Source organism: Bradyrhizobium sp. HKCCYLRH2047 (genome assembly GCF_051168175.1).
In the GTDB taxonomy this organism is placed as follows: domain Bacteria; phylum Pseudomonadota; class Alphaproteobacteria; order Rhizobiales; family Xanthobacteraceae; genus Bradyrhizobium.
The window spans coordinates 128,607-152,616 of record NZ_JBNPUM010000003.1 but is presented as its reverse complement, the minus strand read 5'-3'; the positions used below and the strand labels follow the sequence as shown (position 1 = coordinate 152,616).

Sequence of the window (24,010 nt, the reverse complement as noted above, 5' to 3'; positions counted from 1 at the left end):
ATGAGGACGATGCTGCACGCCGTTTGAATCGACTCTGCGTCGAATCTGCGGCCGTGCTCGGTTCCCTGCCGGTCACCCTTCGCAGGCGTGATCGCAGGCCGCCAAGTCTCCACGGCCTCGACATGATTTGGCCGTCCACCGGCTCTTGCATCTGGGCATGACGAGCAGGCAGATGCGTGCATGTTGACCGCCCGGAACAGCCGTCACCGCGGAGACAGCAGATCGCGACACGTCGCATTGATCGTTGCGACACTGTCGGTGCTGACGTCTGCGCCGCCGGCCGTAGCGGGCGAAGCCCTTGCAGTACAGGGCAATCGGCGCGTCGATGCCGACACCGTGCGATCCTATTTTCACGCTGACGTCAACGGGCGATACGACGCCGCCGCGCTCGACGCCGGCTTGAAGGCGCTGGTTGGGAGCGGACTGTTCGACGACGTGAAGATCAGCCGTGCCGATGGACGGACCGTGGTCCGCGTCTCGGAAGCAAAAGTGCTCGATCGCGTCGCCTTCGAAGGTAACAAGAAGGTGAAGGATGCGGAGCTCACGGGCGCGGTGCTATCAAAGCCGCGAGCCGGCCTCCAGCGCGCAACTGTCCAGGGCGACGTCGCCCGCATCATCCAGGCGTATCATCGTGTGGGACGCGACGACGTCCGCGTGGTCCCGGAGATCATCGATCGCGGCAACGACCGCGTCGATCTCGTCTTCACGATCACCGAAGGCAGGAAGACGCCGGTCAGGGCGATCAGCTTCACGGGCAACCGGGCCTACGGCGCACGGCAATTGCACGCGGTGATCAAGACCTCGGCCACCAACGTGCTGAGCTTCGTGACCGGCGGCAATGTCTACGACGCCGATCGCGTCAACGAGGACCGCGAACTGCTGCGGCAATACTATCGTAACCACGGCTACGCCGATGCCGAGGTCACGAACGTGAGCGTCGACTATGACGCGGCAAATGGCGGCTACAACCTCACCTTTGCGATCGAGGAAGGCGTCCTCTATAGGATTGCGGTGGTCGACATCTCCTGTAACGTGCAGGGGCTGACGTGCGATCGCCTGCGTCCGCTGGTGCTGGCGCAGCAGGGCGACACGTTCGACCAGAGCAAGATCGACAAGACCTCCGAGGTCCTGACGGCCGAGCTTGGCAAGCTCGGCCTTCCGTTTGCGCAGGTCGAGCCCAGGATCAATCGCCATGCGCAGGATCGGCTGGCCGACGTCACCTTCCAGATCGAGCAGGGACGCCGCACCTATGTCGAGCGCATCGAGATCCACGGCAACACGCGCACGCATGACGACGTGATACGACGCGAGTTCGACGTCAGCGAGGGCGACGCCTACAACAGGACGTTGATCGACCGCGCCGAACGTCGCCTGCGCAACCTCAACTACTTCAAGACCGTCAAGATATCGACGCGGCCGGGCTCGGCCAGGGATCGCGTGGTGCTGGATGTCGAGGCAGTCGATCAGGCGACCGGGGACTTCAACGTCTCTGGCGGCTATTCGTCCACGGACGGATTGCTCGCCGAGGTCAAGATCGGTGACCGCAACGTGCTCGGCACCGGCAACACCGCGCAGGCCACTTTCACCTACGGCCAGTTCGCGCGAGGCGCCAGCCTGTCGTTCACCTCGCCCTACGCCCTCGGTCGAACGACACCTGGCATGGAGCTGTTCGCACGGCAGAGCATGGTCAGCACGTTCCAATCGTTCGGCAGCAACACCTATGGCGGCGCCCTCACCCTGGGCATGCCGGTCAGCGAGCAGACGGCCATGCTGTGGCGCTATTCGCTCTATGACCAGAGGGTGGTGCTCGCACCGGGGATCTCGCCGGCGGCGGTGTCTCTGCCGGTTCGCCAAGCGGTCGCAGCCGGGCGGCAGACGGTGTCCTCGCTCGGCAATACCGTCACCTATAGCACCCTTGACAATAACAAGGTGCCGACCAGCGGCATCCGTTCACAGTTGACGCAGGATCTCGCCGGCCTCGGCGGCGATGTTCGCTTCTTACGGACCACGGGCGACGTCCGCTATTATCGGTCGATCAACAGCGACCTGACCGGCATGGTGCGCGCGCAAGGCGGCTATATCACCGGATGGGGCGGCCAGCAGGCGCCGCTGCTCAACAGCTTCTTCGGCGGTCCTACCATGGTGCGCGGCTTCGCGCCGGGCGGCTTCGGACCGCGTGATCTGACGCCGGGATCGACGATGGACAATGTGGGCGGCAGCCTGTTCTGGGCGACCACGGCGGAGCTGCAGGGCAACATTCCCGGATTGCCGCAGGAATACGGCCTGCGTGCATCGGCCTTCGTCGACGCCGGGACCGTGTTCGGCTATCGCGGCCCGACCCAGAATGTCCAGGTGGCGAACAGGAACGTGCTGCGGTCCTCGGTCGGCGTCGGCATGACCTGGGCATCACCGTTCGGACCGCTTACCGTCGACTACGCGGTGCCGATCAGCAAGGCGGCGTATGATGTCGTGCAGCCGCTCCGTTTCAGCGCCGGTGGCTTCTGAGCCAACGCCGCAACGTCGACGGAGCGCCGCGTCACCTCAGTACGGATAATAGTAACCGCGCGGGCCGTAATACGGGTGACCGTAATACGGGCGAACATAGTAGGGCCGCGGTGCGTAGTACACTCGCGGCGGCCCGTAATAGCCGGGGCCGGGATAATAGCCGGGCCCATAGTAATAATAGTCGTCGTTCTGATGCGCGGCGATTGCGCCGAAGGTGCCGATCATTGCACCCATGATGGCCAAGCCGGCGGCTGGATTGCCCCTGTAGACGCGGCGGTAGCGCCGGCGAGCGCTGAGATCGGTCAAATCGCCGGCTGTCGCCGTCGCGACCGCCGGCTTGTTGGCCGGACCCGCCACCCGCGCATGGGCCGGCGCCGGCGCGCTTGCCACCACGGCGATGGCCGCGACGGCCGCAATCGCGATTTTTCCACCGGCCGAAGGAGATCGATATTTCCCGCTGAACATGGCATCACCCTTCACTTCGCTCATTCCCGAATACAACATGGCCGGGCGTGCAGCTTGACCTGTGTCAACTCAGGACGAACCGGCCGTCCGGCGGCACGTACGCATCCCGCAATCGTGCTTAGACGCGACGTCACGCCTCCTGGTTCAGCCCACCGCCGCATCGATTTCTGCGAACCGATGGCCGCCCGTCGGGAACCAATGGCTGCACACCGACGCCGTCCATCATGCCGTCGGCAACAGGAGTCCTCATGCCTTCCAGACTGACACGCCCATTCTTCAGCGCCGTCGCCACGCTGGCGCTCACCGCTTCGATGGCGAGCGCCGGCGACAGCGCGACCTCGCTGTTCAAGGTGGTGACCGTCAAGGATGAGATCGTCATCGGTCTCAATAGCGAAGAGCTGGCTACGATCGGCGGGAACGATGCCAGCGCCGTTGCGCGCGCATTGGCGCAGAAAGGCGACCTCGCAGCCTGGCAGTACAACGTTCATCGCGGCCCGAACGGCGAGCTGCAGATGGCACCTTCGGCCAAGATTGCTCTGCTGTCGCATGCCTCGCTGCGCGTCGAGCCCTACAGCACCACTTATGTCGTGGCGCCCCATCCCTGAACGAAACGATTGTCCGACCGGCGCTCGTACCGTCGACGACGGAACGAGGCCGGTCGGGCCAGCCGTTAGCTCTCGCCCCGATGGCCCGATCGCACGGCCCCATCGCATGTCCTGGGGACCCTGTCGGTGGAAAACCCGTAGACCACGGCCAGCCGGTCCAGGCACTCCTTGAAGCGGCGGGCGAAATAGTCGTTCCAGCGCTGGCTGGCGAGCCCCCGCTTGTGTCCGACCTGCTCCATGGTCAGGCCGTGCACCAGGATGTCATGGGTAATCGCCGCGCCGTCGGCGCCGAGCTCGCGCTCGGCGCGGTTGAGCCGCAGCACCGCCCGCCTCTGGCCTTCGGTGACCGGCTCGCGCCCGCGGGCGCCGTCAACGTGCTCGCGCGAGGGATCGATCGCCTGCGGGCCTCGCTCGGCCCGCTCCCAATCGTTCTGGAACGCCCGTCCGGCCCGGTATTGGGCGTCATCGAGCTGCTTGTGCGCGTGCAGCCGGCCGAGCGGGTCGCTGCGGACCGATCGCAACGCGACGATCTTTTCGCCGGGCTCAAGCGCCAGCGGGTCGTCGATCTCTACGGGAATCACGTCTGCATTTCGCGGCAGGTCGTGAGCTCTGCGGTCGTGGGTCTTGGACATGCGATGGGGCTTGCTGCGTCGGGGGCGCGCCATGTCTCGTCTCCGGAAAATGAATGGGGTCGGTTCGGGTCGGGCTTGCCGCGCTCTACGCGGCCGCGACCAGCCGCAGGATCAAACGGCCGGCGGGACGCGAAGCGGTTTCCTCGGGCGGAAGCCGCGTGAGATGGTAATGCGGCGTGCAGTAGCAGGAGCCGGGCTGGCGCGGATGACCGCAAAAAGTGATGGGATCGTCGTCCCGGTCGCCGCCATAGGGGTAGCGGCAATCGTTGCGCTCGAGCTGGTCGAGGGACAGCAGGCGCGGGCTGATGCCGACGCAACGCAGCTTGACGGCCGCCGCGGGTTTCGCCGCGGATGGCATCGGCCGGGCCGCCGCGTCCGGGCTCCGCCGTCCGGTTCGGGGCGCCGCGGACATCGGCCGGGGCGTGGATCGCGCGGCTTTCGGCCCGCCCGGCGCGGCCAGCCCGATCCGCTTGCCGCGGCCAAGCGTCGCGTTCCGGGTATAGGCGGTTCCGAACTGCGCATTGAGGGCGCGCGCGATCTCGGCATAGGACCGCCCCTGGGCATGAAGCTCGCACAGCATCTTGGAATGCTGGTCTGGCCAATCTGTGGATTGCATTCTCGCCTCTTCCTTCTGGGTCGGGGCCGCCGGACCCGCCGGCTCACCCGACGGCCAAATCTTCCGATATTCCGAAGAAAAAGTCAAGCTTGAGTTCTGATTATTCGAAACATATAATGTCTTCCGAGATTCGCAAAAGAGGTCAAAGCCATGTTGGACGTTGCCATGATCGAGCGTGCACTCGAGAAGCCAGGAAAGACGAAAGGAGGGTTGGCCCGCGCCATGGGCGTGCGGCCGGGCGCGGTCTCCGAGATCCTCGGCGGCCAGCGCCTGATCAAGGCGGCCGAGATTCCGCTCATTACGGAGTATCTCGAGCTCAATTCCGTCCCCATCATGGGCCGGGTCGGCGCCGGCTCGGTGATCGAGCCCGATTACGAGCAGGTGCCCGTCGAGGGCCTCGGCGAGGTCGCCCTGCCCTTCCCGATCTCCGAGGAGACCATCGCCTTCGAGGTAACGGGCGATTCGATGCTGCCGAAATACGAGAACGGCGATGTGATCGTGGTCTACCGCGAGCAGCGCCACCCGCTGTCGAGCTTCTACGGCGAGGAGGCGGTGGTGCGCCTCAAGTCCGGCGAGCGTTACCTGAAGACGATCGAACGGGGCAAATCGCCGTCCGTGGTCAATCTGAAGAGCTTCAACGCCAAGCCGATCGTGGGGGTCAAGCTGGACTGGATCGGCGAGATCTTCGTCACCCTGCCGCGCGGCCAGATCTCGCGGATCCGCGCCAAGGCGGCCGCCAAGTCGCGCGCCCGCGCGGCAAACAAGTAAGACTCGAGGCCGGATGCAGGGGACGCCGAGGCGCTCCCCCTGCATCCCCTCCCTCCAGGGGAGGGTGGGCACCGCGCCTGTGGCGCCGTCGTGATCAACAATTCTGAGCGACATATGGGGATGTGCGTCCATGGTCTCGCGGCGCCCCAGGCGTCCGAGTGATACAGTGGTCTCACCCTCTTCAAACGAGAGGGTGCAGGGAAGGCCGGACCTCGACTGAGGCCCGTGGCCCGCCTGCTCAAAAAATGCAGGCGGCAGGTACCACAGGTCCAGCCGGAACGATCCGGCCCTCCCTGCGCGATGGTTTTCACGGCTGCTTCGCGTTCTCCCCGGTGCGCCGGGCTTGTTGGTCACCGTCACCCACGCGGCGCTGTCAGCGCCGGCGCAGGCTTGATACTGGCATCGGAGTATCAGGACCACGCGACTTGACCGTGCGAGCCGATGTTGTTCGTCCGCGCGAATGACCACGCTGCAAACCGGCTCGCCCATCACTCCCCGCCTCCACGTGTCGTGACGACCGCGATACGCCCTCTCCACGAGGCGGGATGCGCCTAGACAATCACGAATTCTGAAAAAGAGAAAGAAGAATTTTTCGGCCCGGCGGGCCGGACCGGGGCAATGCGTTGAAGCCTCGCCCAAAACAAGCGTTTCCGCACACGTCGTCTGCAGGCGATCGAAGGCCATGAAACGGACCATCGTGCGGGCGCATCGACCCTGATTCGCCCGACGGGCGTGACGCCTTGCCACCAGCCGCGCCTGGCGCCCGGATCAGTCCTCGGCCCGCAGCTCCTCGCCATCTCTCGCGGAAGGCAGCCCAATTCGAAAGCGCCTGAACGCTGCAATCCTGGATACGACGCAGAGCGACTGGTGGGACAGGCTGGTCTTGCGCTATCTCGGCTCCAAGCGGTGGCCCGCCCCGACGATACACGCGCCCGCCAGCGAGCCGGACCTGCTGCGCCGTCGCGTCATCGCCGATGTCCGGCCGAGGTCGACGACGTCGCGCAAGCGGATTGATCCCGATCAAGGACCAGGCGCCGCGCCGGAGCAAACTCACCGTCAACCTGTAGCTGCACAGGCAGGACATGAGGAAACGCCATCATGGGAAACGCCATGCGGAGATATCTTCTTGCCTTTAGCTTGGTGATCGCCGCACTCGGCTTCACGTCGTCGGCGCGTGCGGGATGCTGGCCGAACGAAAACTTCCACCTCGTGTGCTGGCTGGATACCTATGGAACGGCGTGCGAAGCGCACCACGCGCTGACCAGCGTCAGGGCCGTGCTGTATCCGGAGCCGCGCTACTCGTACTACGAATTCGAGGTTTCGCACTGGTGGACGGCCCACAAGACCGTGGCCTGTCCGCCGAATCAAAAGACGACGTTCAGCGGTGTCTGGGACCGGGAAACCGGAAAGGCGGAGGAAACGGCGACCACCGGCATTTCGTCGGTGACGAGACGAGTCTCTTGCAGCAACAATCCCTGGACGGGCCAGGGGCCGCCAACGGTGCCGATCTGCTCATATCCGGCCGATGATCCGAACGTGGGACTGCCCGTCACCTCGGCGATGCTCACGCAAAGCCAGCGAGACGATCTGCTTCGCGTTCAGGAGCCGTTGCATACCCGTTGCCAGCAGATCAAGCCGCTCGAGGACGAGGTGTCGTGGCTGAACGGCCGCCCCATCGTCGAGGTGGTCGCGTCCCACCATGAATATCAGAAGCTCGAATGGCATCTGTGGTTCATGGACTTCGGCGAGTTCGGACCATGGCATGAGGTCGCGGCACCGAAGCCGAAGGGCCCCTTGATCTGGAAGGGCACGACCTATACCGAGCGCCGCATTGCGACATCGAGGCACAGATATTGGCTGAACAAGCCCGGCCGCTGGAAGGTGGTTGCGAAGCCGAAGCCGACGGCGGCGGCGGCGCAGGCGATCCCGATCAGCGTGACCACCGAATGTCCCGGCGCGACGTTCAACGTGCAGTAACGGGCGATGACGCGGTCTTCATGGCGTGCGGGACCATGCTTCCGCACGCCACGCTACATCGCCTGGACTATTTCCGCGGCTGATGCCGGTGTGGTGATCGCCGCGCAGGCCGGGGATCGAGTCGGCGAAGCAAGGGTGGACCGAATCTGCCTTGACAAAATTCTGATTTAAAGAAATAATGGAGCGATCACAGTCAGCCGAAGGCGAACCGGCGCTCCATGCAGTACTTCGTCGTGATGATCGACTACGGCCGGCGCGGACGCGAGGCCGTAGTCGATCCTGAGATGACCCGGCGCGACGTCGTGGCGCGCATCGCGTCGGGCGAATATTCGAACGTCAGCTTCATCCACGAGATCGTCGACCGATCGGTTGCCGACGTCACCGCCGACATCATGTCCGAAGCCGCCCTGCCCGAGATCGATGGGCGGGACGCCGACCTGCAGGCCGCCCGGTTCGATCACCTCCGCGACCTGCGCAAGCACGAGCAGGTTTGATCCGGCTGCGCCAGATCAGACCAGAAAGACGGTCGAACCGGTCGTCTTGCGTGCCGCGAGATCGGCGTGGGCCCGGGCCGCCTCCTTGAGCGGATAGGTCTGGTTGACCTCGATCTTCACCGCGCCCGATTTGACCACGTCGAACAGCTCGTTGGCCATCGCGACCAGGCTCTCGCGCCTGGCGGCGTAGGTGAACAGCGTCGGCCGGGTCACGAACAGCGATCCCTTCTGGGCGAGCAGCCCGAGATTGAGCGGATCGACCGTGCCGGAGGACTGGCCGAACAGCACGGCGTAGCCGAGCGGCGCGAGGCAATCGAGCGACTTGAGGAACGTGTCCTTGCCGACGGAATCATAGACCACCGGCACCTTCTTGCCGCCGGTGATCTCGCCGACGCGTGCGACGAAGTCCTCCCGCGTATAGATGATGGTGTGCTCGCAGCCGTGGGCCTTGGCGAGTTGCGCCTTGTCGTCGCTGGATACGGTGCCGATGACGTGAACGCCGAGATGCTTGGCCCATTGGCTGAGGATGAGGCCCACGCCGCCGGCCGCGGCATGCAGCAGGATGGTTTCGCCCGCCTTCACGCGGTAGGTCTGCCGGATCAGGTACTGGGCGGTCAGGCCCTTGAGCATCATCGCGGCGGCGGTCTTGTCGTCGATCTCGTCGGGCAGCTTCAACAGCAGCGCGGCCGGCATCAGCCGCGCCTCGGAATAGGCGCCGAGCGGCGACGAGCCGTAGGCGACGCGGTCACCCACCTTCAGGTCCGTCACCCCTTCGCCCAGTTCCTCGATCACACCGGCGCCCTCGCTGCCCAGCCCGCTCGGAAGCTGGACCGGATAGAGCCCGGAGCGATTGTAGATGTCGATGAAGTTGAGCCCGACCGCCGTGTGGCGGATGCGCGCCTCGCCGGGGCCGGGCTTGCCGACCTCGATCTGCTCCCAGGCGAGAACCTCGGGACCGCCGGTCTTGTGGAAACGAATGGCGTTCGTCATGGGTTGTCATCCTACCTGTTCGGATTGCGCGACGCCGCGCCGCCCGGTCGCGCGTCGGCCTCTTGCGGGCCGTTCGAGCCTGCGCTTCTCCGCGACCGAACCTCGGTCTTCCGTAGCCGCAGTCGGCTGGGTTTGGCAATCGGCTTTGCCAGCCGGCACAGGAACAACGATCACCGTTCCAGCGTTCATCGGCCATAGCGTGGAGTCCGAGCCCATGCCGCCCAAGCGACGCAGCGCAGTAGTCAATCCGGCCATCCTGATCGAGCTGGCCTGCCACACCTTGATGGGCATCGCCATGGGGCTCGGCTTCGCCTTCGGGCTGACCCAACTGGATGCGTTCGGCATCTCGACCCTGATCGCCCACAGTGTCGATCCGCACGTGACGTTCGTGATCTTCGTCGGTGTGTTGACGCTGTCATTTGCCGTCGGCGCGACGATGACGGGCTTCGTGTTCACGATGATGGAGGAGAGATAGAAAGCCGCGCGCCGATGGCTGCATGGGCGCCCGCAATGTCATCAGCGCGTCGCGCAAACCATGCAGATGGAGATCAGGTTCGACCGGCGCGGAGACGACCAGATGGCCGGACTGATCGGTGCAAGCGATCCGCGGCTTCGCGAAGCAGGCTTCAGAGCCGCGGGCGTTGTCGCGCGCCTGGGCGCACGGCCGTCATGAACGGCTGGCTTGCTCTGTTTGCGGCTGGAATGCTCGAGATCATCTGGGCGCTCGGCCTGAAGCATTCCGACGGCCTGACACGCTTCTGGCCCAGCGTCGCGACCGTGACCGCGATCCTGCTCAGCTTCGCGATGATGTCGCTTGCGCTGCGCTCACTGCCGTTTGGCACCGCCTATGCGGTATGGACCGGCATCGGCGCGGCCGGGAGCATCCTCGCCGGCATGGTCCTCTACAGCGAGCCGGCGGATCCGACGCGACTGTTCTGCCTCACGCTGATCATCACCGGCATGATCGGGCTGAAGCTGAACTCGCCGATCTGACACCGTCGACGGCCTCCGGCAGGATCGTGACAGCTCGACGCTGCCGAAGACGATGAGGGCGATCACGAACGGCAGCAGGTGATAGAGCGCACGGAAGATCAGCAGCGCCGCGAGCAGCCGCTCCTGATCAACGCCGCCCAGACCCAGCAGGATCGTTGCATCGAACAGGCCGATGCCGGCCGGGGCATGGCTGGCGAATCCAAGCAAGGTCGCGGCGATGAAGACCGCCATCAGCCGCGCGAGGTCGATGCCGAGCTCGGCCGGCATGAGCACATACATTGCCAGCGCCGCGGTGCTGAGCTCGAACAGCCCGACCGCGATCTGCAGCAGCACGGCAGGCCCGGACGGCAGCCGCACCGGCCATCGTCTGCTTCGCCGCCCCGGCCAGCTCCACACCACGAAGGCGGTGACGGCGCAGAGCAGCGCGGCCGCAACGACCCGGTTGAGCGCCGGCGGCCAATACTCCACCCAGCCGAAGGCGTCCGGATCGATCATCAAGCTCAGGCCGAGGGCGGTGAGATTGCCGAGCCAGAAGGTAAGCCCGGTCAGGAAGCTGATATTGGCGATGTCGATCGCCCCGAGCCGGTACGGCGCGTAGATCCGGTATCGAACCAGCGGCGAGATCAACGCGACCGCGCCGATGCCGTGCGCGATCGGATAGCTCGTGAAGCTGCCAAGCGCGGCCGCACGATAGGGAATGTCGCGGCGGCCGATCGTCCGCAATGCGAACAGGTCGTAGAGCGTGAGGCTGGCGTAGGAGAGGAGGACGAATGCCAGCGCCGCCGCGATCAGATGACGGTCGGTGGCCTCGACGATCGACAGGACATGGGCAAAGTCGAGCTTCTTGACGGCGCGTGTGAGAACGTACACCGCCACAGCCGCGATCGACAGGCTCAAGGCCAGTCCGCCCAGGCTGCGCCACCAGATTCTGCGGTTCGACGGCAGCGGCGGAACGTCGATCAGGTCAGCCATTCAACGTGTTTTCGCTTCAAGCCTGCGCCGGCCGATTCGAGCAGGACGATGGCGCCGTGTGACACACCGATGTGACAGCGGCGTTACCATTGTGCGCTGCCCCAATGCCTTAATTATTTGTTAACGACGGACGATCGTTCACCGCTACCAACACGGCGAGCTGCAATGCAGCACCACATTTGCGATCATTCAAATTTGAATTAATCGCGGACGGGTTCGAGCGTAATGACGTGGACCGTATCAGTACGGATGCATGAAGGTCGCATCTTCGTCACGCGGACTTTCTAAGACGGGTGCGGGACGCCAACATTCGAGGCAGCATGAACGCGGAATTCGAACACGAGCTCACGCCGGACCAATGGGAGACGCTGAAGGCGCTTCGCATTCCCGCGCGTGAACGCCGCAGGCTGAACGGCATGATTGTCGACGAGCTCACGGCATTTGGACTCGTCTCTATGGACAATGGCGCGGCGACACTCACGATGGCCGGCCGCAAGGTGCTCGTCAGGGGATCCTCACGCCTGCTCGATGTCGCAGCCTGATGTTTCGGAGCGCGGCCCGCCCTTCGAAGCGCTGCGCGCCGAACTCACCACATGGATTTCCGCGCACGCTCGGGCCACTCGCGATCGTACGCCGCGCCGTCGATGTCGTTGGCCGTCATCGCCGCGAGAATCTGCCCCGGCGTCGGCAGTTGCTGCGGATCGACACGTCTATCCGGGTTCCAGAGATCGGCACGAACGATCGCGCGGGCACATTGGAAGTAGATCTCTTCCACCGTCATGATGAGGACGGAGCGCGGCAGCTTGCCTTCCATCCGGAACGACTCCAACAGATCGGGGGCCGTCGACAGATGACCATGCCCGTTCACACGTAGCGTGTTGCCTGATCCCGGAATCAGGAACAGCAGAGCGATCCGCGGGTCGCGCACGATGTTGCGCAAGGAATCCACGCGATTGTTGCCGCGGCGGTCCGGCATCATCAGCGTCTTGTCGTCGTGGATGCGGATGAATCCGGGGAGATCGCCGCGCGGCGAGCAATCGAGACCTTCGGGACCACATGTCGCGAGCGCCACGAACGGCGACTGCTCGATCATGATCCGGTAGTGCGGCGTCACGCGATCGGCCACCTTCGCCGTCGAGGCCAGCCCCGTCTCGCCATAGATCGCCTCGAGCTGTTCAATCGTGGTGATGATCGACATGGCCGCTGCCTCCGTTTGATCCGATCGGCTCTGCGTCAATCGGCCGCTTGATGATGTCCGCAAGCCTGTGACCGTGCGGCTCGGGGTCTCCGACATTGACGATCGTGACATCCGCTACGGCGTCTTCGGTCACCGCGCGGTGGAGACGCTCGCCGATGTCGCCGTCACTCGGACGGTGCCGCTTGCCGAGCCGTTCGGCGAGAACATCCGCGGGCGCGGTGATGGCGACGACGATGACGTTGGCATAATCCCGGCGCGCGGCGGGAATGATCGTTCGCGAGACGTTCACGACGACGGTGCGGCCGGCCAGGATGTCATCCTTGATCGCGCGCGGCACGCCGTAGTCATGACCATGGGCCTCCCAATGCAGCGCGAACTCTCCAGCACTGAGCGCCTGACGAAAGGCGGACACGCTCATCTCGAGATTGTCCTCGAAGGCCGAGGCTTCGCGCGTGACGATCCGCCGCGGAAAGACGATCCGGTCATCGCCGGCGCATTCGCGACGCGCCACGTTGAGCAAGGTGTCCTTGCCCGCGCCGCTCGGCCCGACCACCAGGATCAGGCGTCCCGGACCAAGCTTCTGGGATGTCGTCGCTGAGGCAGGCTCGATTCCGCTCATGCCACCCGCAATCCTTCCCGCCAGACGCTGCGCACGACCGACAACTGGCCCGCGACATGAACCCGGATCAGGTCCGCACGCTTGCCCACGGCGATCTCGCCGCGATCATGCAGGCCGACGGCGTCCGCAGGCGCCTTGGTGACGGTGCGGACGGCGGCGGCAAGATCAATGGACGGCACCCGCTGCGGCAATTGCAGCGCGCCCATCAGCAGACTCGACGGCACATAGTCCGACGACAGAATGTCGAGCAGGCCCTCGCGCGCGAGGTCCACGGCTGCGATATTGCCGGAGTGAGACCCGCCACGCACGACGTTCGGCGCGCCCATCAGGATGCTGATGCCCGCCTGGTGAAGGCCCCGCGCGGCCTCCATCGTGGTCGGAAACTCCGCGACCGCGATGCCGTCCTTGATTGCGTCGGCGACGTTCTCCTCCGTCGTGTCATCGTGGCTGGCCAGCGGCACGTCATGGGTCTTTGCCAGCGCAATGATGTCGCGCATGTTCGGCGCCGCGTAGGCCTGCTGATAGGCGAAGCGGCGCGCGAACATCACGTCGAGCTCGGCATCGGTCTTGCCGCCGCTCTTGCCGCGATAGTAGTCGCGCAGCTTGCCTTCGTCGCGAAACTGGCGCTGCCCGGGCGTATGATCCATCAGCGACATCAGCCGCACATCCGGACGCCCCGCCAGTTGCCGCGCCTCCTCGACCACGGTCGGCATCGGCACTTCGCAGCGCAGATGCAGGAAGTGATCGGACCGCAGCAGGCCGCCGTCGCGCGCCGTCGCGATCGCCTCCGCGAGCACATTGGCTTGACCGTCGACGCCCTCGGCGCCTTCCTCGCTCCACACGCGCAGCGAATCCAGCACCGTCGTGATGCCCGCGGTCGCAAGCTGCCCGTCATAGGAAATGACCGCAGCAACCGGATCCCAATACACCTTCGGGCGCGGCACGAAATGCGCTTCGAGGTGATCGGTATGCAGTTCGACCAGTCCGGGCATCAGCAGGTCGCCGCCCGCATCCAGGCTGCCGGCCGGCGCAGCCCCTTCGCCCAATTCCGCGATCCGGCCTCCGGCGATCGCCACCCAGCCCTGCTCGACGACGCGGTCGGCGAGGACCAGCCTGGCATTGCCTATCACGATATCGGACATGTTCGCGCTCATCTGCAATGTCTACCTCTATGCCGCCGCGGCGAATGTCGTGACGTCGACCGTGCGATCCGCAATCTGCCCGCGGATCTCGTCATCATGGACGATCGCGAGCATGGCCACTCCGTCCCTCTTCTTTGCCGCGATCAGGTCGACCACGACCGCACGGTTGGCCGCGTCGAGCGACGCGGTCGGCTCGTCCAGCAGCAGCACCGGAAGGTCGGAGATGAAGCCGCGGGCGATATTGACCCGCTGCTGCTCGCCGCCCGAGAAGGTCGATGGCGGCAGCGACCACAGCCGCTCGGGAATGTTCAATCGCCGCAGCAGCGCGCCTGCCCGCACCCGAGCGTCCTCGCGCGGCAGGCCGGCCGCGATCAGCGGCTCGGCGACGACATCGAGCGCAGGGACCCGCGGCACCGCCCGCAGGAATTGGCTGACATAGCCGATGGTCTGCCGCCTCGCATTCAGGACCAGGCGCGGCTCGGCGCCGGCGAGATCGGTCATCGCGCCGAGGTGCCGGACGCCGATGCGTCCGCCATCGCAGCGGTAATTGCCGAAGATCATCTTCAGGATCGACGACTTGCCCGCACCGGACGGTCCCGACAACACGACGCATTCGCCGGACCTGACCTGGAACGACACGCCGCGCACCACGGGCAGCGAGATGCCGCCCTGCAGATGCATGGTGAAGGTCTTCTCTGCACTTTCGACATCGATCATCACGGTCATCGCGTTGGACTCTTGCATCATGGCGGCAGGATCGAGGACACGAGGAGCTGGGTGTACGGCTCGCGCGGATCGTCGAGCACCTGGTCGGTGAGGCCGGTCTCGATCACCCGCCCCTCCTTCATGACCATCACGCGGTGCGACAGCAACCGCGCCACGGCCAGATCGTGGGTCACGACGATGGCGGCGAGGCCGAGCTCGTTGACGAGGCTGCGCATCAGATCGAGCAGGCGCGCCTGCACTGAGACGTCGAGGCCCCCGGTCGGCTCGTCCATGAACACCAGCCGGGGCTCGGTCACCAGATTGCGCGCGATCTGCAGCCGCTGCCGCATGCCGCCGGAATAGGTCCGCGGCGCATCGTCGATGCGGGCGACGTCGATTTCCACGCGCTCGAGCCAGGACGAGGCGGTCTGCCTGATCCGACCATAGTTATTCCAGCCGACCGCCATCAGCCGCTCTCCGACATTGGCGCCGGCCGAGACCGCCATGCGCAGGCCTTGCGCCGGGTCCTGATGGACATAGCCCCAATCGGTGCGGAACAGAAAACGGCGCTCCGCCTCGCCCAGGCCGGCAAGATCGCGCAGCACCCCGTCGCGCATCCGATAGGACACGCGGCCCAACGTCGGCGCCATTTGCGCCGACAGCATCTGCAAGAGTGTCGATTTGCCCGAGCCGGACTCGCCGACGATGGCGAGCACCTCGCCGGGATAGAGCACGAAGGAGACATCGCGGCAGGCTGCCAGCCGGCCGTAGCTCTTCGCGAGCCCGTCCGCGACGAGCAGCGGCTGATCGGATGCGCTGATCATCTCAGCCATGGGCGCTCTCCTTGTGCGGGGGGACGCTCTGCGCGCCACAATGTCCGGATGCCTGGCGGCCCTCGCAATAGTCGGTGTCGGAGCAGACGAACATGCGGCTGCCCTTGTCGTCGGTCACGATCTCGTCCAGATAGGACTCCTCCGCGCCGCACAGCGCGCAGGGCGCGTCGAACTTGTAACGCGTGAACGGATGGTCCTCGAAATCCAGCGAGACGACCGACGTATACGGCGGAATGGCATAGATTCGCTTCTCGCGTCCCGCGCCGAACAATTGCAGCGCCGGGCAATTGTCCATCTTGGGATTGTCGAACTTCGGCGTCGGCGACGGATCCATCACGTAGCGCGCATTGACCTTGACCGGATAGGCGTAGGAGGTCGCGATGTGACCGAAGCGCGCGATGTCCTCATAGAGCTTGACGTGCATCAGGCCATACTCGGCCAGCGCATGCATGCGGCGGGTCTCGGTCTCGCGCGGCTCGAGAAAGCGCAGCGGCTCGGGGATCGGCACCTGATAGACCAGCACCTGCCCCTCGTGAAGCGGCGCCTCGGGAATGCGATGCCGGGTCTGGATGACGCTCGCCGCTTCCGTCGAGGTCGTGGTGGCGACACCCGCGGTCTTGGCGAAGAACTTGCGGATCGAGATCGCATTGGTCGTATCGTCCGAGCCCTGGTCGATGACCTTGAGCACGTCGCAGGGACCGAGAATGGCCGCAGTGACCTGCACGCCGCCGGTGCCCCAGCCATAGGGCATCGGCATCTCGCGGCTCGCGAACGGCACCTGATAGCCGGGAATCGCGATCGCCTTCAGGATGGCGCGGCGGATCATCCGCTTGGTCTGCTCGTCGAGATAGGCGAAGTTGTAGGTCGGTGCGTTCATTCCGCAGCTTCCTTCAATTCGGGAGCGGCATTGGCCTCGGCGAACTCCCGGCGCAGCTTGCGCAGCAGGCCGAGCTCGGACTGGAAGTCGACATAATGCGGCAGCTTCAGATGCTCGACGAACCCGGTCGCCTGCACATTGTCGGAGTGCGACATCACGAACTCCTCATCCTGCGCCGGTGCAACCATGTCCTCGCCGAGCTCGCGCGCCCGCAGGGCACGGTCGACCAGGGCCATCGACATCGTCTTGCGCTCGCTCTGCCCGAAGGCGAGGCCATAACCGCGGGTGAAGCACGGCGGCTCGGTCGCCGAGCCCTTGAACTGGTTCACCATCTGACATTCGGTCAGCTCGACCGATCCGAGCGGCACCGCGAAGCCGACCTCCTCGGCCACGAACTCGACCTCGACGTCCCCGAAGCGGATTTCGCCGGCGAAGGGATGGTTGCGGCCATAGCCGCGCTGGGTCGAGTAGCCGAGCGCGAGCAGAAAGCCCTCATCGCCACGGGCCAGGTTCTGCAGCCGCAGATCGCGGTCGGCGGGAAAGCTCAGGGGATCACGGGTGAGATCGCCGACCGGCGCGCCAACCTCGGCTTGCGGCGACGGCTCGATCAGTCCGTCCTGACCGAGAATATCGGTGACACGCGGCGTCGGCGCATTCGGCGCCTCGGCACGGGCCGGCAGCTCCGGCTCGACGCCGGCCGCCAACTGCGGATCGAGCAGCCGATGCGTATAGTCGAAGGTCGGCCCGAGCACCTGGCCGCCGGGAATGTCCTTGAAGGTCGACGAGACACGCCGCTGCACCCGCATTGCGCCGGTATCGACCGGCTCGCTCGCGCCGAAGCGCGGCAGCGTCGCGCGAAAGGCGCGCACCAGAAAGATCGCCTCGATCAGATCACCGCGCGCCTGCTTGATCGCCAGCGCCGCGAGCTCGCGATCGTACAGCGAGCCTTCGCTCATCACGCGATCGACGGCGAGCCCCAACTGCTCGGAGACCTGCGCCAGCGACAGCTCCGGCACATCGCGATCACCCCGGCGCTCATGCGCCAGCAGCCGGTGCGCGTTCTCGATGGCGCGCTCGCCACCCTTGACGGCAACATACATGCCTCACTCTCCTGCGGAAACGAGCCGGGTCGTTCGCGGGATGGCGACGATGGACGAGCCATCGACCAGCACGACGTCGACACCACGCGGAAACAGCCTCTCATTGATCGACAGCCGCTCGAACAGGTCAGTCGGCGCGACCGTCGCACGGAACGATGTCGTCCCGTCGATGCCCGGACCACGCAGCTCGAACGCCGGACCTCTGGACAAGCCCGGCACCTGCAGGACCAGCGTCGTCGAGCGATCGGGATATTCGGCACTGCCGAGCGCGAATGAAGTCAGATCGGGAAGCGTTTCCGGATCCGCCGCGACCGCAAAGCAGGCGAGCGCCGCGTCGGCGACGATCGGCGCCCCCGTGTGAAACTTGAGCCAGGCGCCGACCTCGGACGTGCCGGCGAGCGAAGCATCAAGCCAGATCGGCGTATCGTGATCGAACAGGGTCAACGCGATCGCGGCGGCACCAGGCATCAACGACGACGGCCGGCCGACATGGCCCTCGACCTGTCGCACGCTTCCCGGACGCGCCATGGCCTCCATGACGATACGGAAGGTGGATTGCGCGGACAGCACATTGTCGGCGAAGCCGGGCTGCAGATCGGAAGCGGCGGCACCCATCAGCCTTCTCCTCGCACCATCGTATAGAAATCGACACGCGTGGCCGCAGCCTGCTCCGCGCGGTCGGCCCGCGATGCACGCATCTGCGCCTGCAACGGTGCGACCACCTGCGTCTCGATCGATCGCACATGGCTTGATGACTGGATCATCGCGTCACACAGCGCGATCAGGCGCGCCTTGTCGGCGTCACGTCCCAGCACATAGCCAAACCCGACCTCGCCGCTCTCGAGCCGCACCGCGGCGCGCGACACCGTCGCCTCGCCGACATTGAACGGCGCACCGTCGCCGCCGATCCGTCCCCGCAGCATCACCAGGCCATTCTCCGCCGGACGAAGATCGCGATACTCAGGCACCGCGAGGTCATTCAGCCTGGCGCGGATGTCCGCATGCGAGGCATGCGCCAATACCCGCATAGCCGCCCTGCGCCGGTCCTGCATCGTGGTCTCGCCGTCCATCGTCATCCCGATCTTGCCGTCTCGAAGTTGTCTATGTTAATAGACAACTTCGTAGCGAAGCGCCATGACTGTTTGATGACATGGGCGTGATTTCAGGCCGGACAGCGGAGAGCCGTGGATGAGCATGCAAGGCGCCGACTCGGGCGTGGCGCTGTGGCGGCGGGTGGCCGACGGCATCGAGCGCGACATCGCCGACGGCCGCTTCGCGGCCGGAACGCGCCTGCCCGGCGAGACCGAAATCGCCGAAACCTATCGCGTCAACCGTCATACGGTGCGTCGCGCGCTCGCGACCTTGGCGGAGCGCGGCCTCGTGCGCGCCGAGCGCGGCAGCGGCACCTATGTCGAAGCGCCTCGTCTGTCATATCCTCTGAGATCGCGCACCAGGTTCTCCGAGATCGTGGGGGCCGGCGGGCGCGAGCCGCGTGGACAGCTGATCGCAGCGTCCGAAGAGCCCGCGACGCGCGAGCTCGCGCGCGAGCTGCGATTGAAGACGGGCGCACCATTGGTGCGGATCGAGGCGCTGCGTCTCGCCGACAAGACGCCGATCTGCGTGAGCACATCCTGGCTGTCGGCCGAGCGTTTCCCCGAGGCCGGCCACATCTTCGCGTCGGTGCGCTCGATGACCGCCTTGCTCGCCCATTACGGCATTCGCGACTATCGCCGCGGCGCGACCAGAATCACGGCGGCGATCGCCGACGCGAGCGACGCCGCGCGGCTCGACCTCGCGCTTGGCCGTCCGGTGCTGGTGGTCGACAGCACCGATGTCGATGCCGACGGGACGCCGCTCGTCAGCAAGCGCTCGCGTTTCGCCGCGGAGCGCGTGACGTTCGAGGTGGAGAGCTAGACCAGACGTCCGCTACTCCCCCGTGCGCGCTCAGTCGATGAGCGAGCCGTCCTGATTGAAGAACGGATGCGGCCCGTCGAAATCGCCGATCGGCACCTGATGGGTGACGACCGTTCCGAAGCCCGGTCCTGGAAACCAGGCATGAAGGTGAAAGGCCGGCGGCTCGACCCGGAAGGATGGCGGGCGCAGCTCGGCCAGATCGAGCGCGACGGCATGGTTCGGCGCTGGACAGATCGTGCAGGGAATGCCCGCAAACCGGGTCAGCGTCGCGCGATGAACGTGACCGCATCCGATCAGTTGCACCCGCGGATGGCGCGCGAGGATCGCCGCGAGATCGTCGGCATTGCGCAGGTTCTGCCGGTCCATGTGCCAGATGCCGGTGGTGAATGGCGGGTGGTGCAGGAACAGCAGGGCCGGCCTTTCGCTGGAGGTGGACAGCCTGGCATCGAGCCATTGTAGACTCGCCTCGTCCAATTCGCCATGCGGATGGCCGGGCACGCTGGAATCGAGCAGAAGCAGATCGAGACCGGCCAGTTCCACATGCTGGTTCAGTGGCGCCGACTGCTCATGAGCAGCGCCGGGAAACGCCGCGCGCATCAGTTCGCGGGAATCGTGATTGCCTGGTACGGCGGCGAATGGAATCTCGAGGCCGGCAAGAAGATCTTTCAGATGATCGTACTCGGCCGGCGACGGCGTATCGGCGAGATCGCCCGAGATCACCACCAGATCGAGCTTCGGCGCGAACCGGTTGAGCTCCATGATGCAACGGGCCAGCGCACGCGCCGTATCGACGCGGCGGTAGGCGAGCCGGCCGGGCGCCTTGATGTGCAGGTCGGAGATCTGGGCAATGGTGACGGGGCTCTTGGTCATCGGCTGATCAACCCTTCTCCGGCAGCAGACGAATGGACCCGGGCGCAATCCGCAGGCCGATCCGCTCGCCCGCAGCGACCCTGATCGTATTCGGCGCGTCCACGGTCAGTGCGATCGAGGCGGCATCGCGGACAACGATCCGCTGCCGGTCGCCGGCAAAGCGGACGCTGTCGACGACGCCGGTCAGACTCGATACCGCGGCGTCGACGATCGCGATCGTTTCCGGCCGAACCATCGCCACCGCCAGGTTGCGTGGACCGGGATCCGCGATCGGCTGCCGGCCTCCCGGCAGAACGAGCTGGCCGCCGTCGAGCGGCGCCTCGATGATGTTGGCCGCGCCGACGAACTCCGCGACGAAACGATCGGCCGGCGCAAAATAGACCTCTTGCGGCGTCCCGATCTGGGCGATCGCGCCCTTGCGCATCACGACGATGCGGTCGCCGAGCTCCATGGCTTCAGCCTGATCATGCGTGACGTAGATCGCCGTGATGCCGAGCGTGCGCAACAGGCCGTTGAGCTCGCCGCGCAGGCGCTCCCGCAAGGCGGCATCGAGTGCGGTGAGCGGCTCGTCGAGCAGCAGCACGCTCGGGCGGATGGCGACTGCGCGCGCCAGCGCGACGCGCTGACGCTGACCGCCCGAGAGCTGATCGATGCGCCGGTCTTCAAGACCGCCCAGATTGGTCAGCGCGACCAGCTCGGCGACGCGCGCGGCGCGCTCCGGCTTGGCCACGCGGCGGATCTTGAGCCCGTAGCCGATATTGTTCGCGACCGTCATGTTGGGGAACAGCGCGTAGGACTGGAACACCATGCCGACATTGCGCTTCTCGATCGGCTGTCGCGTCAGATCCCTGCCGTCGAACAGCACGCGCCCGCCCGCATCGGGCGTTTCGAGCCCGGCCACGATCCGCAGCAGCGTGGTCTTGCCGCAACCGGACGGCCCCAGCAGCACCAGCGTCTCGCTCTGCGCGATGTCGAGCGCGGCGCGCGCGAGCGCGCACGTCCCGTCGGCAAAGGTCTTGCCGCAATTCTCCACCTTGAGGGCGGCTCCATGCCGGGTCATCGTGCTCACCGCAGGCTTCCTCTCTCGCCGACCCATTGCATGGCCACCAGCAGCGGGATGATCATGACGAAGAAGATCAGCGTGTAGGCGGATGCGACCTCGAGCCGCATCGATGCGTAGCTGTCGGCGAGACCGACCGGCAGTGTCTTGGTCAACGGCGTATGCAACATCCAGGTCAGGTTGAACTCTCCAAGAGATAGTGTCACCACCATGAGGCTGCCCGCCAGGATGCCGGGCGCGGCGTTGGGAACGATGACGTCGATGAAGCGGCGCCATGGCGCGGCTCCGACCGATGCGGCGCCTTCGTCGAGCGATGTCACGTCGATCGTCGAGAACACCGCCATGACGGACCGCACCATGAACGGCATCGTGAAGATCACATGGCCGACGAGGATGAACAGCCACGAGCGACGGAAGCTTCCGGCCCCGCCATAGGTGAGCAACAGCGCCAGCGCGATGGCGAGCCCGGGAATCGCGAGCGGCAAGGTGATGATCTCCTCGACCAGCCGCGCCAGCCGTCCGCCGCGAACGTACAGCGCGTAGGCCGCGGGAACACCGACCACGAGCGTGACCGCCAGCGTACCCAGCGCGATCAGGATCGACGCCATGATCGTGCCCGCGTAGAGCTCCCAGACCTGGGCCACCCACTGCAAGGTCACGCCGGACTGAATGCCGCGGAAGTAGTTGACGGTCACACCCGCCACGATCGAAAGGCCGGCCGGCACGGCCAGGAAGGCAGCGACCAGCAATGTGAACAGCAGTTGAAGGATGAAGATGGCTCCGTCGCGCACGTGCCTACCCTGCCGCTGCCACGGAGCTGCCGGCGAAGGAGCGCGCCAGTGCCAGCATCAGCCAGGTCATCAGGCCAAGCCCGACCGAGAGCGCCGCCGAGGTGGCAAGGTTTCCGGCCAGCGTGAACTCCGTGTAGATCAGCATCGGCAACACGTCGATGTTCGTGGCCAAGGTGAATGCCGTTCCGAACGCGCCCATCGCCGTCGCGAACGCGATCGCGCCGGACGCGATCAGCGCCGGCGTCAAGGCCGGCAGGATCACGTCGCGCAGCACGGCCCAGGGGCCGGCGCCGAGCGAGCGCGCGGCCTCCTCCAGGCCCGGATCCAATTTCTGCGCGGCAGCCATGATCGTGAGGATCACCCGCGGAATCGAGAAATAGAGATAGCCGAGGAACAGCCCGTAGATCGAATAGGCGAATACGAGCTTGTCGCCGGTGAGCCGGGACGAGATCTCGCCGATCAGCCCCTGGCGGCCAGCCAAAAGGATGATCATGAAGCCGACCACGACGCCCGGGAACGCGAGCGGAAACGTCAGGATCGCGACCAGGAGCGCGCGGCCGGGAAACCGGTGACGCTGCAGGAACAGGCCGGCGATCGTCGCGATGACCAGGGTCGCGATCGTGGTGGCCGCCGCCAGCGCCAGCGTGTTGAGAAGTGTCGTGCGGTAGCGCGGCTCGAGGATGATCGCGAGATATTCGGCCAGACCGTGCGGTCCCTCGGCGCCGGTGACGAGCAGCCTCGCCATCGGAAGCAGGAAGAAGGCCGCGGTGACGGCTGCCAATGGCAGCAGGCAGAGCCGGACGAATGAACTGTGCGACATGTGATCAAGTGCGCCTCCGCCGGATCCTCTCCGGCGGAGGCGCGGTGCTCCTTCAGCGGACTTCGGACAGATAGCGATCGACGAAGCCCTTTTGCGCGGCTTCCATATCGCCCCAGTTCACGCTCTTGGCGCGGGCGTAGTCGCTGTCCGGCAGGAACTTGTTCTTCACCGCGTCCGGCAGCTCGATCGGTCGCGCCGGGCGCAGATAGGCATTGGTCCAGATCGCCTGGCCCTTGTCGGAGAGCAGATAGTCGATCACCTTCTTCGCCTTGTCCTTGTCGGGTGCGTTCTTCACCAGGCCGACGACGTAGGGGAAGACCACCGAGCCTTCGCAGGGAATCACGAACTCGAAATTGCCCTTCTCGGTATATTTCGCGCGGTAGGCGTTGAAATCGTAGTCGAACAGGATCGGGATCTCGCCCGAGACGACACGCGCGTAGGACGTCTGCTTTGGCACAATCGGATCGTTCTTGCGCAGGTCCTTGAAGAACGTGACGGCAGGTTCGAAATTCGCTTGCGAACCGCCGAGCGCGAGATTGACGGCGACGGCGCCGACATAGCCGACGGCAGCCGAGCTCGGGTCGAGATAGCCGACCAAGCCCTTGTAGTCCGGCTTGAGCAGATCCTTCCAGCAGGCCGGGACCGGCTTGCCGCCAAGCGCATCCTTGTTCACGAACAGGCCGAGCGTACCGGAGTGGATCGTGGTCCAGTAGCCATCCGCATCCTTCAAGCCGGCGGGGACCTGATCCCAGTTCGCCGGCTTGTAGGCCTCGAGCGCGTCCTGCGTCTTCGCCTTCATTCCGAAGGTGACTCCGAAATAGCCGATGTCGCCGACTGGGTTGCTCTTCTCGGCAAGGATCTGCGCCAGCGCCTGGCCGGAGTTCTTGTTGTCGTGCGGAATGTCGTAGCCGAGATCGGTCTTGATCGCCTTGAGCATCGAGGCCCAGTCGGCCCATTCCGGCGGGCAGTTGTAGCAGATGACGTCCGCAGCCTTGGCCGGCTGCCACGATGCGGCGACGCACAGCGCGAGCAGCGCGAGAACGAGGCGGGTGAGCTTCATGAAG

The 24,010-nt window shown here is 65.6% G+C and carries 27 protein-coding genes; 9 read left to right on the top strand and 18 right to left on the bottom strand.

Going from position 1 to position 24,010, the window contains the following annotated elements; all coding sequences use genetic code 11:
• The first annotated feature begins 183 nt into the window (after nt 1-183).
• Nucleotides 184-2,505 (top strand): outer membrane protein assembly factor BamA, encoded by a 2,322-nt coding sequence (gene bamA / locus ACQR1D_RS08025; protein ID WP_434837935.1) that lies wholly within the window; start codon nt 184-186, stop codon nt 2,503-2,505.
• Nucleotides 2,506-2,541: 36 nt separating this feature from the next.
• On the opposite strand, the gene ACQR1D_RS08020 is transcribed toward bamA, so the two are convergent.
• On the bottom strand, nt 2,542-2,970 hold the full coding sequence (locus ACQR1D_RS08020; protein WP_315803619.1) for a hypothetical protein: 429 nt from the start codon (nt 2,968-2,970) through the stop codon (nt 2,542-2,544).
• Nucleotides 2,971-3,218: 248 nt separating this feature from the next.
• Here ACQR1D_RS08020 and ACQR1D_RS08015 point away from each other — a divergent pair, with 248 nt between their 5' ends.
• The gene (locus ACQR1D_RS08015) at nt 3,219-3,575 is read left to right on the top strand and encodes a hypothetical protein (RefSeq protein ID WP_316180018.1); all 357 of its coding nucleotides are present in this window, start codon (nt 3,219-3,221) and stop codon (nt 3,573-3,575) included.
• Nucleotides 3,576-3,640: 65 nt separating this feature from the next.
• Here ACQR1D_RS08015 and ACQR1D_RS08010 read toward each other — a convergent pair whose 3' ends face one another.
• Together ACQR1D_RS08010 and ACQR1D_RS08005 are read right to left on the bottom strand one after the other, a co-directional pair.
• Nucleotides 3,641-4,240, bottom strand: a complete 600-nt coding sequence (locus tag ACQR1D_RS08010) for a DUF6456 domain-containing protein (RefSeq protein WP_316216966.1) — start codon at nt 4,238-4,240, stop codon at nt 3,641-3,643.
• A 52-nt stretch (nt 4,241-4,292) separates the two neighbouring features.
• Entirely contained in the window at nt 4,293-4,823 is a 531-nt protein-coding gene (locus ACQR1D_RS08005) for a GcrA family cell cycle regulator (protein WP_434837752.1), read from the bottom strand.
• Between the two features lie 150 nt (nt 4,824-4,973).
• Here ACQR1D_RS08005 and ACQR1D_RS08000 point away from each other — a divergent pair, with 150 nt between their 5' ends.
• The 3 genes from ACQR1D_RS08000 to ACQR1D_RS07990 all read left to right on the top strand — a co-directional run bounded on the left by ACQR1D_RS08000 (nt 4,974) and on the right by ACQR1D_RS07990 (nt 8,062).
• Nucleotides 4,974-5,591 carry a LexA family transcriptional regulator gene (locus ACQR1D_RS08000; protein ID WP_315713004.1) on the top strand — a complete coding sequence of 206 codons (618 nt, stop codon included), beginning with the start codon at nt 4,974-4,976 and terminating at the stop codon, nt 5,589-5,591.
• A gap of 1,110 nt (nt 5,592-6,701) precedes the next feature.
• A complete protein-coding gene (locus ACQR1D_RS07995) occupies nt 6,702-7,568 on the top strand; it encodes a hypothetical protein (protein WP_434837751.1) in 867 nt (288 codons plus the stop codon).
• A 218-nt stretch (nt 7,569-7,786) separates the two neighbouring features.
• Entirely contained in the window at nt 7,787-8,062 is a 276-nt protein-coding gene (locus ACQR1D_RS07990; RefSeq protein ID WP_434837750.1) for a hypothetical protein, read from the top strand.
• A 15-nt stretch (nt 8,063-8,077) separates the two neighbouring features.
• Here the strand turns inward: ACQR1D_RS07990 and ACQR1D_RS07985 are convergent, their stop codons facing one another.
• Entirely contained in the window at nt 8,078-9,052 is a 975-nt protein-coding gene (locus ACQR1D_RS07985) for a quinone oxidoreductase family protein (RefSeq protein ID WP_315803625.1), read from the bottom strand.
• Between ACQR1D_RS07985 and ACQR1D_RS07980 the strand changes: the two genes are divergently transcribed.
• The 3 genes from ACQR1D_RS07980 (at nt 9,039) to ACQR1D_RS07970 (ending at nt 11,559) form a co-directional block, all read left to right on the top strand.
• Entirely contained in the window at nt 9,039-9,527 is a 489-nt protein-coding gene (locus ACQR1D_RS07980) for a hypothetical protein (RefSeq protein WP_434893854.1), read from the top strand. The genes ACQR1D_RS07985 and ACQR1D_RS07980 overlap by 14 nt on opposite strands.
• A gap of 194 nt (nt 9,528-9,721) precedes the next feature.
• On the top strand, nt 9,722-10,045 hold the full coding sequence (locus ACQR1D_RS07975) for a DMT family transporter (RefSeq protein ID WP_434837749.1): 324 nt from the start codon (nt 9,722-9,724) through the stop codon (nt 10,043-10,045).
• 1,292 nt (nt 10,046-11,337) lie between these two features.
• Entirely contained in the window at nt 11,338-11,559 is a 222-nt protein-coding gene (locus ACQR1D_RS07970) for a hypothetical protein (protein ID WP_316180012.1), read from the top strand.
• 44 nt (nt 11,560-11,603) lie between these two features.
• On the opposite strand, the gene ACQR1D_RS07965 is transcribed toward ACQR1D_RS07970, so the two are convergent.
• The 9 genes from ACQR1D_RS07965 to phnG are packed head-to-tail and all read right to left on the bottom strand — an operon-like array spanning nt 11,604 to nt 18,561.
• Nucleotides 11,604-12,215, bottom strand: a complete 612-nt coding sequence (locus ACQR1D_RS07965; RefSeq protein WP_315803794.1) for a pyridoxamine 5'-phosphate oxidase family protein — start codon at nt 12,213-12,215, stop codon at nt 11,604-11,606.
• Entirely contained in the window at nt 12,193-12,834 is a 642-nt protein-coding gene (gene phnN, locus ACQR1D_RS07960) for a phosphonate metabolism protein/1,5-bisphosphokinase (PRPP-forming) PhnN (protein WP_434837748.1), read from the bottom strand. Before phnN ends, ACQR1D_RS07965 begins: the two co-directional genes overlap by 23 nt.
• Entirely contained in the window at nt 12,831-13,988 is a 1,158-nt protein-coding gene (locus ACQR1D_RS07955; protein WP_316180007.1) for an alpha-D-ribose 1-methylphosphonate 5-triphosphate diphosphatase, read from the bottom strand. The genes phnN and ACQR1D_RS07955 overlap by 4 nt, the downstream gene beginning before the upstream one ends.
• A gap of 15 nt (nt 13,989-14,003) precedes the next feature.
• Nucleotides 14,004-14,702, bottom strand: coding sequence for a phosphonate C-P lyase system protein PhnL (gene phnL / locus ACQR1D_RS07950; RefSeq protein WP_434837747.1), 699 nt, complete (start codon nt 14,700-14,702; stop codon nt 14,004-14,006).
• A 17-nt stretch (nt 14,703-14,719) separates the two neighbouring features.
• Nucleotides 14,720-15,514 carry a phosphonate C-P lyase system protein PhnK gene (gene phnK, locus ACQR1D_RS07945; protein ID WP_434837746.1) on the bottom strand — a complete coding sequence of 265 codons (795 nt, stop codon included), beginning with the start codon at nt 15,512-15,514 and terminating at the stop codon, nt 14,720-14,722.
• Nucleotides 15,507-16,391, bottom strand: a complete 885-nt coding sequence (locus ACQR1D_RS07940) for an alpha-D-ribose 1-methylphosphonate 5-phosphate C-P-lyase PhnJ (protein ID WP_434837745.1) — start codon at nt 16,389-16,391, stop codon at nt 15,507-15,509. The genes phnK and ACQR1D_RS07940 overlap by 8 nt, the downstream gene beginning before the upstream one ends.
• Complete coding sequence (locus ACQR1D_RS07935; protein WP_316180001.1) at nt 16,388-17,491, bottom strand: carbon-phosphorus lyase complex subunit PhnI; 1,104 nt, start codon at nt 17,489-17,491, stop codon at nt 16,388-16,390. Before ACQR1D_RS07935 ends, ACQR1D_RS07940 begins: the two co-directional genes overlap by 4 nt.
• A 3-nt stretch (nt 17,492-17,494) precedes the next feature.
• Nucleotides 17,495-18,106: a phosphonate C-P lyase system protein PhnH gene (gene phnH / locus ACQR1D_RS07930; protein WP_434837744.1), complete on the bottom strand. Its 612-nt coding sequence runs from the start codon at nt 18,104-18,106 to the stop codon at nt 17,495-17,497.
• Entirely contained in the window at nt 18,106-18,561 is a 456-nt protein-coding gene (phnG, locus tag ACQR1D_RS07925) for a phosphonate C-P lyase system protein PhnG (RefSeq protein ID WP_434837934.1), read from the bottom strand. Before phnG ends, phnH begins: the two co-directional genes overlap by 1 nt.
• 118 nt (nt 18,562-18,679) lie before the next feature.
• Between phnG and phnF the strand changes: the two genes are divergently transcribed.
• Nucleotides 18,680-19,405, top strand: a complete 726-nt coding sequence (phnF, locus tag ACQR1D_RS07920; RefSeq protein ID WP_316179998.1) for a phosphonate metabolism transcriptional regulator PhnF — start codon at nt 18,680-18,682, stop codon at nt 19,403-19,405.
• A gap of 30 nt (nt 19,406-19,435) precedes the next feature.
• On the opposite strand, the gene ACQR1D_RS07915 is transcribed toward phnF, so the two are convergent.
• Genes ACQR1D_RS07915 through ACQR1D_RS07895 form a run of 5 tightly spaced genes read right to left on the bottom strand, consistent with a single transcriptional unit; the run spans nt 19,436 to nt 24,006 of the window.
• The gene (locus ACQR1D_RS07915; protein ID WP_315803636.1) at nt 19,436-20,275 is read right to left on the bottom strand and encodes a phosphodiesterase; all 840 of its coding nucleotides are present in this window, start codon (nt 20,273-20,275) and stop codon (nt 19,436-19,438) included.
• A 7-nt stretch (nt 20,276-20,282) separates the two neighbouring features.
• On the bottom strand, nt 20,283-21,335 hold the full coding sequence (locus ACQR1D_RS07910) for an ABC transporter ATP-binding protein (protein WP_434893855.1): 1,053 nt from the start codon (nt 21,333-21,335) through the stop codon (nt 20,283-20,285).
• Between the two features lie 5 nt (nt 21,336-21,340).
• Nucleotides 21,341-22,126 (bottom strand): ABC transporter permease, encoded by a 786-nt coding sequence (locus ACQR1D_RS07905; RefSeq protein ID WP_434837742.1) that lies wholly within the window; start codon nt 22,124-22,126, stop codon nt 21,341-21,343.
• A gap of 4 nt (nt 22,127-22,130) precedes the next feature.
• Nucleotides 22,131-22,946, bottom strand: a complete 816-nt coding sequence (locus ACQR1D_RS07900) for an ABC transporter permease (RefSeq protein WP_315803639.1) — start codon at nt 22,944-22,946, stop codon at nt 22,131-22,133.
• A 52-nt stretch (nt 22,947-22,998) separates the two neighbouring features.
• Nucleotides 22,999-24,006 carry an ABC transporter substrate-binding protein gene (locus ACQR1D_RS07895; protein ID WP_434837741.1) on the bottom strand — a complete coding sequence of 336 codons (1,008 nt, stop codon included), beginning with the start codon at nt 24,004-24,006 and terminating at the stop codon, nt 22,999-23,001.
• Between the last annotated feature and the right edge of the window lie 4 nt (nt 24,007-24,010).

Bases quoted from the DNA above. Each gene is read 5' to 3' on its own strand.
- ACQR1D_RS07990 (WP_434837750.1), top strand. From the start codon at position 7,787: ATGCAGTACTTCGTCGTGATGATCGACTACGGCCGGCGCGGACGCGAG.
- ACQR1D_RS07975 (WP_434837749.1), top strand. From the start codon at position 9,722: ATGAACGGCTGGCTTGCTCTGTTTGCGGCTGGAATGCTCGAGATCATC.
- ACQR1D_RS07895 (WP_434837741.1), bottom strand. From the start codon at position 24,006: ATGAAGCTCACCCGCCTCGTTCTCGCGCTGCTCGCGCTGTGCGTCGCC.
- ACQR1D_RS07980 (WP_434893854.1), top strand. From the start codon at position 9,039: ATGGCGTTCGTCATGGGTTGTCATCCTACCTGTTCGGATTGCGCGACG.
- ACQR1D_RS07900 (WP_315803639.1), bottom strand. From the start codon at position 22,946: ATGTCGCACAGTTCATTCGTCCGGCTCTGCCTGCTGCCATTGGCAGCC.
- ACQR1D_RS08000 (WP_315713004.1), top strand. From the start codon at position 4,974: ATGTTGGACGTTGCCATGATCGAGCGTGCACTCGAGAAGCCAGGAAAG.
- phnK (WP_434837746.1), bottom strand. From the start codon at position 15,514: ATGGCTGAGATGATCAGCGCATCCGATCAGCCGCTGCTCGTCGCGGAC.
- ACQR1D_RS08015 (WP_316180018.1), top strand. From the start codon at position 3,219: ATGCCTTCCAGACTGACACGCCCATTCTTCAGCGCCGTCGCCACGCTG.
- ACQR1D_RS08010 (WP_316216966.1), bottom strand. From the start codon at position 4,240: ATGGCGCGCCCCCGACGCAGCAAGCCCCATCGCATGTCCAAGACCCAC.
- ACQR1D_RS07985 (WP_315803625.1), bottom strand. From the start codon at position 9,052: ATGACGAACGCCATTCGTTTCCACAAGACCGGCGGTCCCGAGGTTCTC.
- ACQR1D_RS08020 (WP_315803619.1), bottom strand. From the start codon at position 2,970: ATGTTCAGCGGGAAATATCGATCTCCTTCGGCCGGTGGAAAAATCGCG.
- phnH (WP_434837744.1), bottom strand. From the start codon at position 18,106: ATGGGTGCCGCCGCTTCCGATCTGCAGCCCGGCTTCGCCGACAATGTG.
- ACQR1D_RS07940 (WP_434837745.1), bottom strand. From the start codon at position 16,391: ATGAACGCACCGACCTACAACTTCGCCTATCTCGACGAGCAGACCAAG.
- phnN (WP_434837748.1), bottom strand. From the start codon at position 12,834: ATGAGCGGAATCGAGCCTGCCTCAGCGACGACATCCCAGAAGCTTGGT.
- phnF (WP_316179998.1), top strand. From the start codon at position 18,680: ATGAGCATGCAAGGCGCCGACTCGGGCGTGGCGCTGTGGCGGCGGGTG.
- phnL (WP_434837747.1), bottom strand. From the start codon at position 14,702: ATGACCGTGATGATCGATGTCGAAAGTGCAGAGAAGACCTTCACCATG.
- ACQR1D_RS07995 (WP_434837751.1), top strand. From the start codon at position 6,702: ATGCGGAGATATCTTCTTGCCTTTAGCTTGGTGATCGCCGCACTCGGC.
- ACQR1D_RS07915 (WP_315803636.1), bottom strand. From the start codon at position 20,275: ATGACCAAGAGCCCCGTCACCATTGCCCAGATCTCCGACCTGCACATC.
- ACQR1D_RS07955 (WP_316180007.1), bottom strand. From the start codon at position 13,988: ATGAGCGCGAACATGTCCGATATCGTGATAGGCAATGCCAGGCTGGTC.
- ACQR1D_RS07935 (WP_316180001.1), bottom strand. From the start codon at position 17,491: ATGTATGTTGCCGTCAAGGGTGGCGAGCGCGCCATCGAGAACGCGCAC.
- phnG (WP_434837934.1), bottom strand. From the start codon at position 18,561: ATGGACGGCGAGACCACGATGCAGGACCGGCGCAGGGCGGCTATGCGG.
- ACQR1D_RS07910 (WP_434893855.1), bottom strand. From the start codon at position 21,335: ATGACCCGGCATGGAGCCGCCCTCAAGGTGGAGAATTGCGGCAAGACC.
- ACQR1D_RS07965 (WP_315803794.1), bottom strand. From the start codon at position 12,215: ATGTCGATCATCACCACGATTGAACAGCTCGAGGCGATCTATGGCGAG.
- ACQR1D_RS07970 (WP_316180012.1), top strand. From the start codon at position 11,338: ATGAACGCGGAATTCGAACACGAGCTCACGCCGGACCAATGGGAGACG.
- ACQR1D_RS08005 (WP_434837752.1), bottom strand. From the start codon at position 4,823: ATGCAATCCACAGATTGGCCAGACCAGCATTCCAAGATGCTGTGCGAG.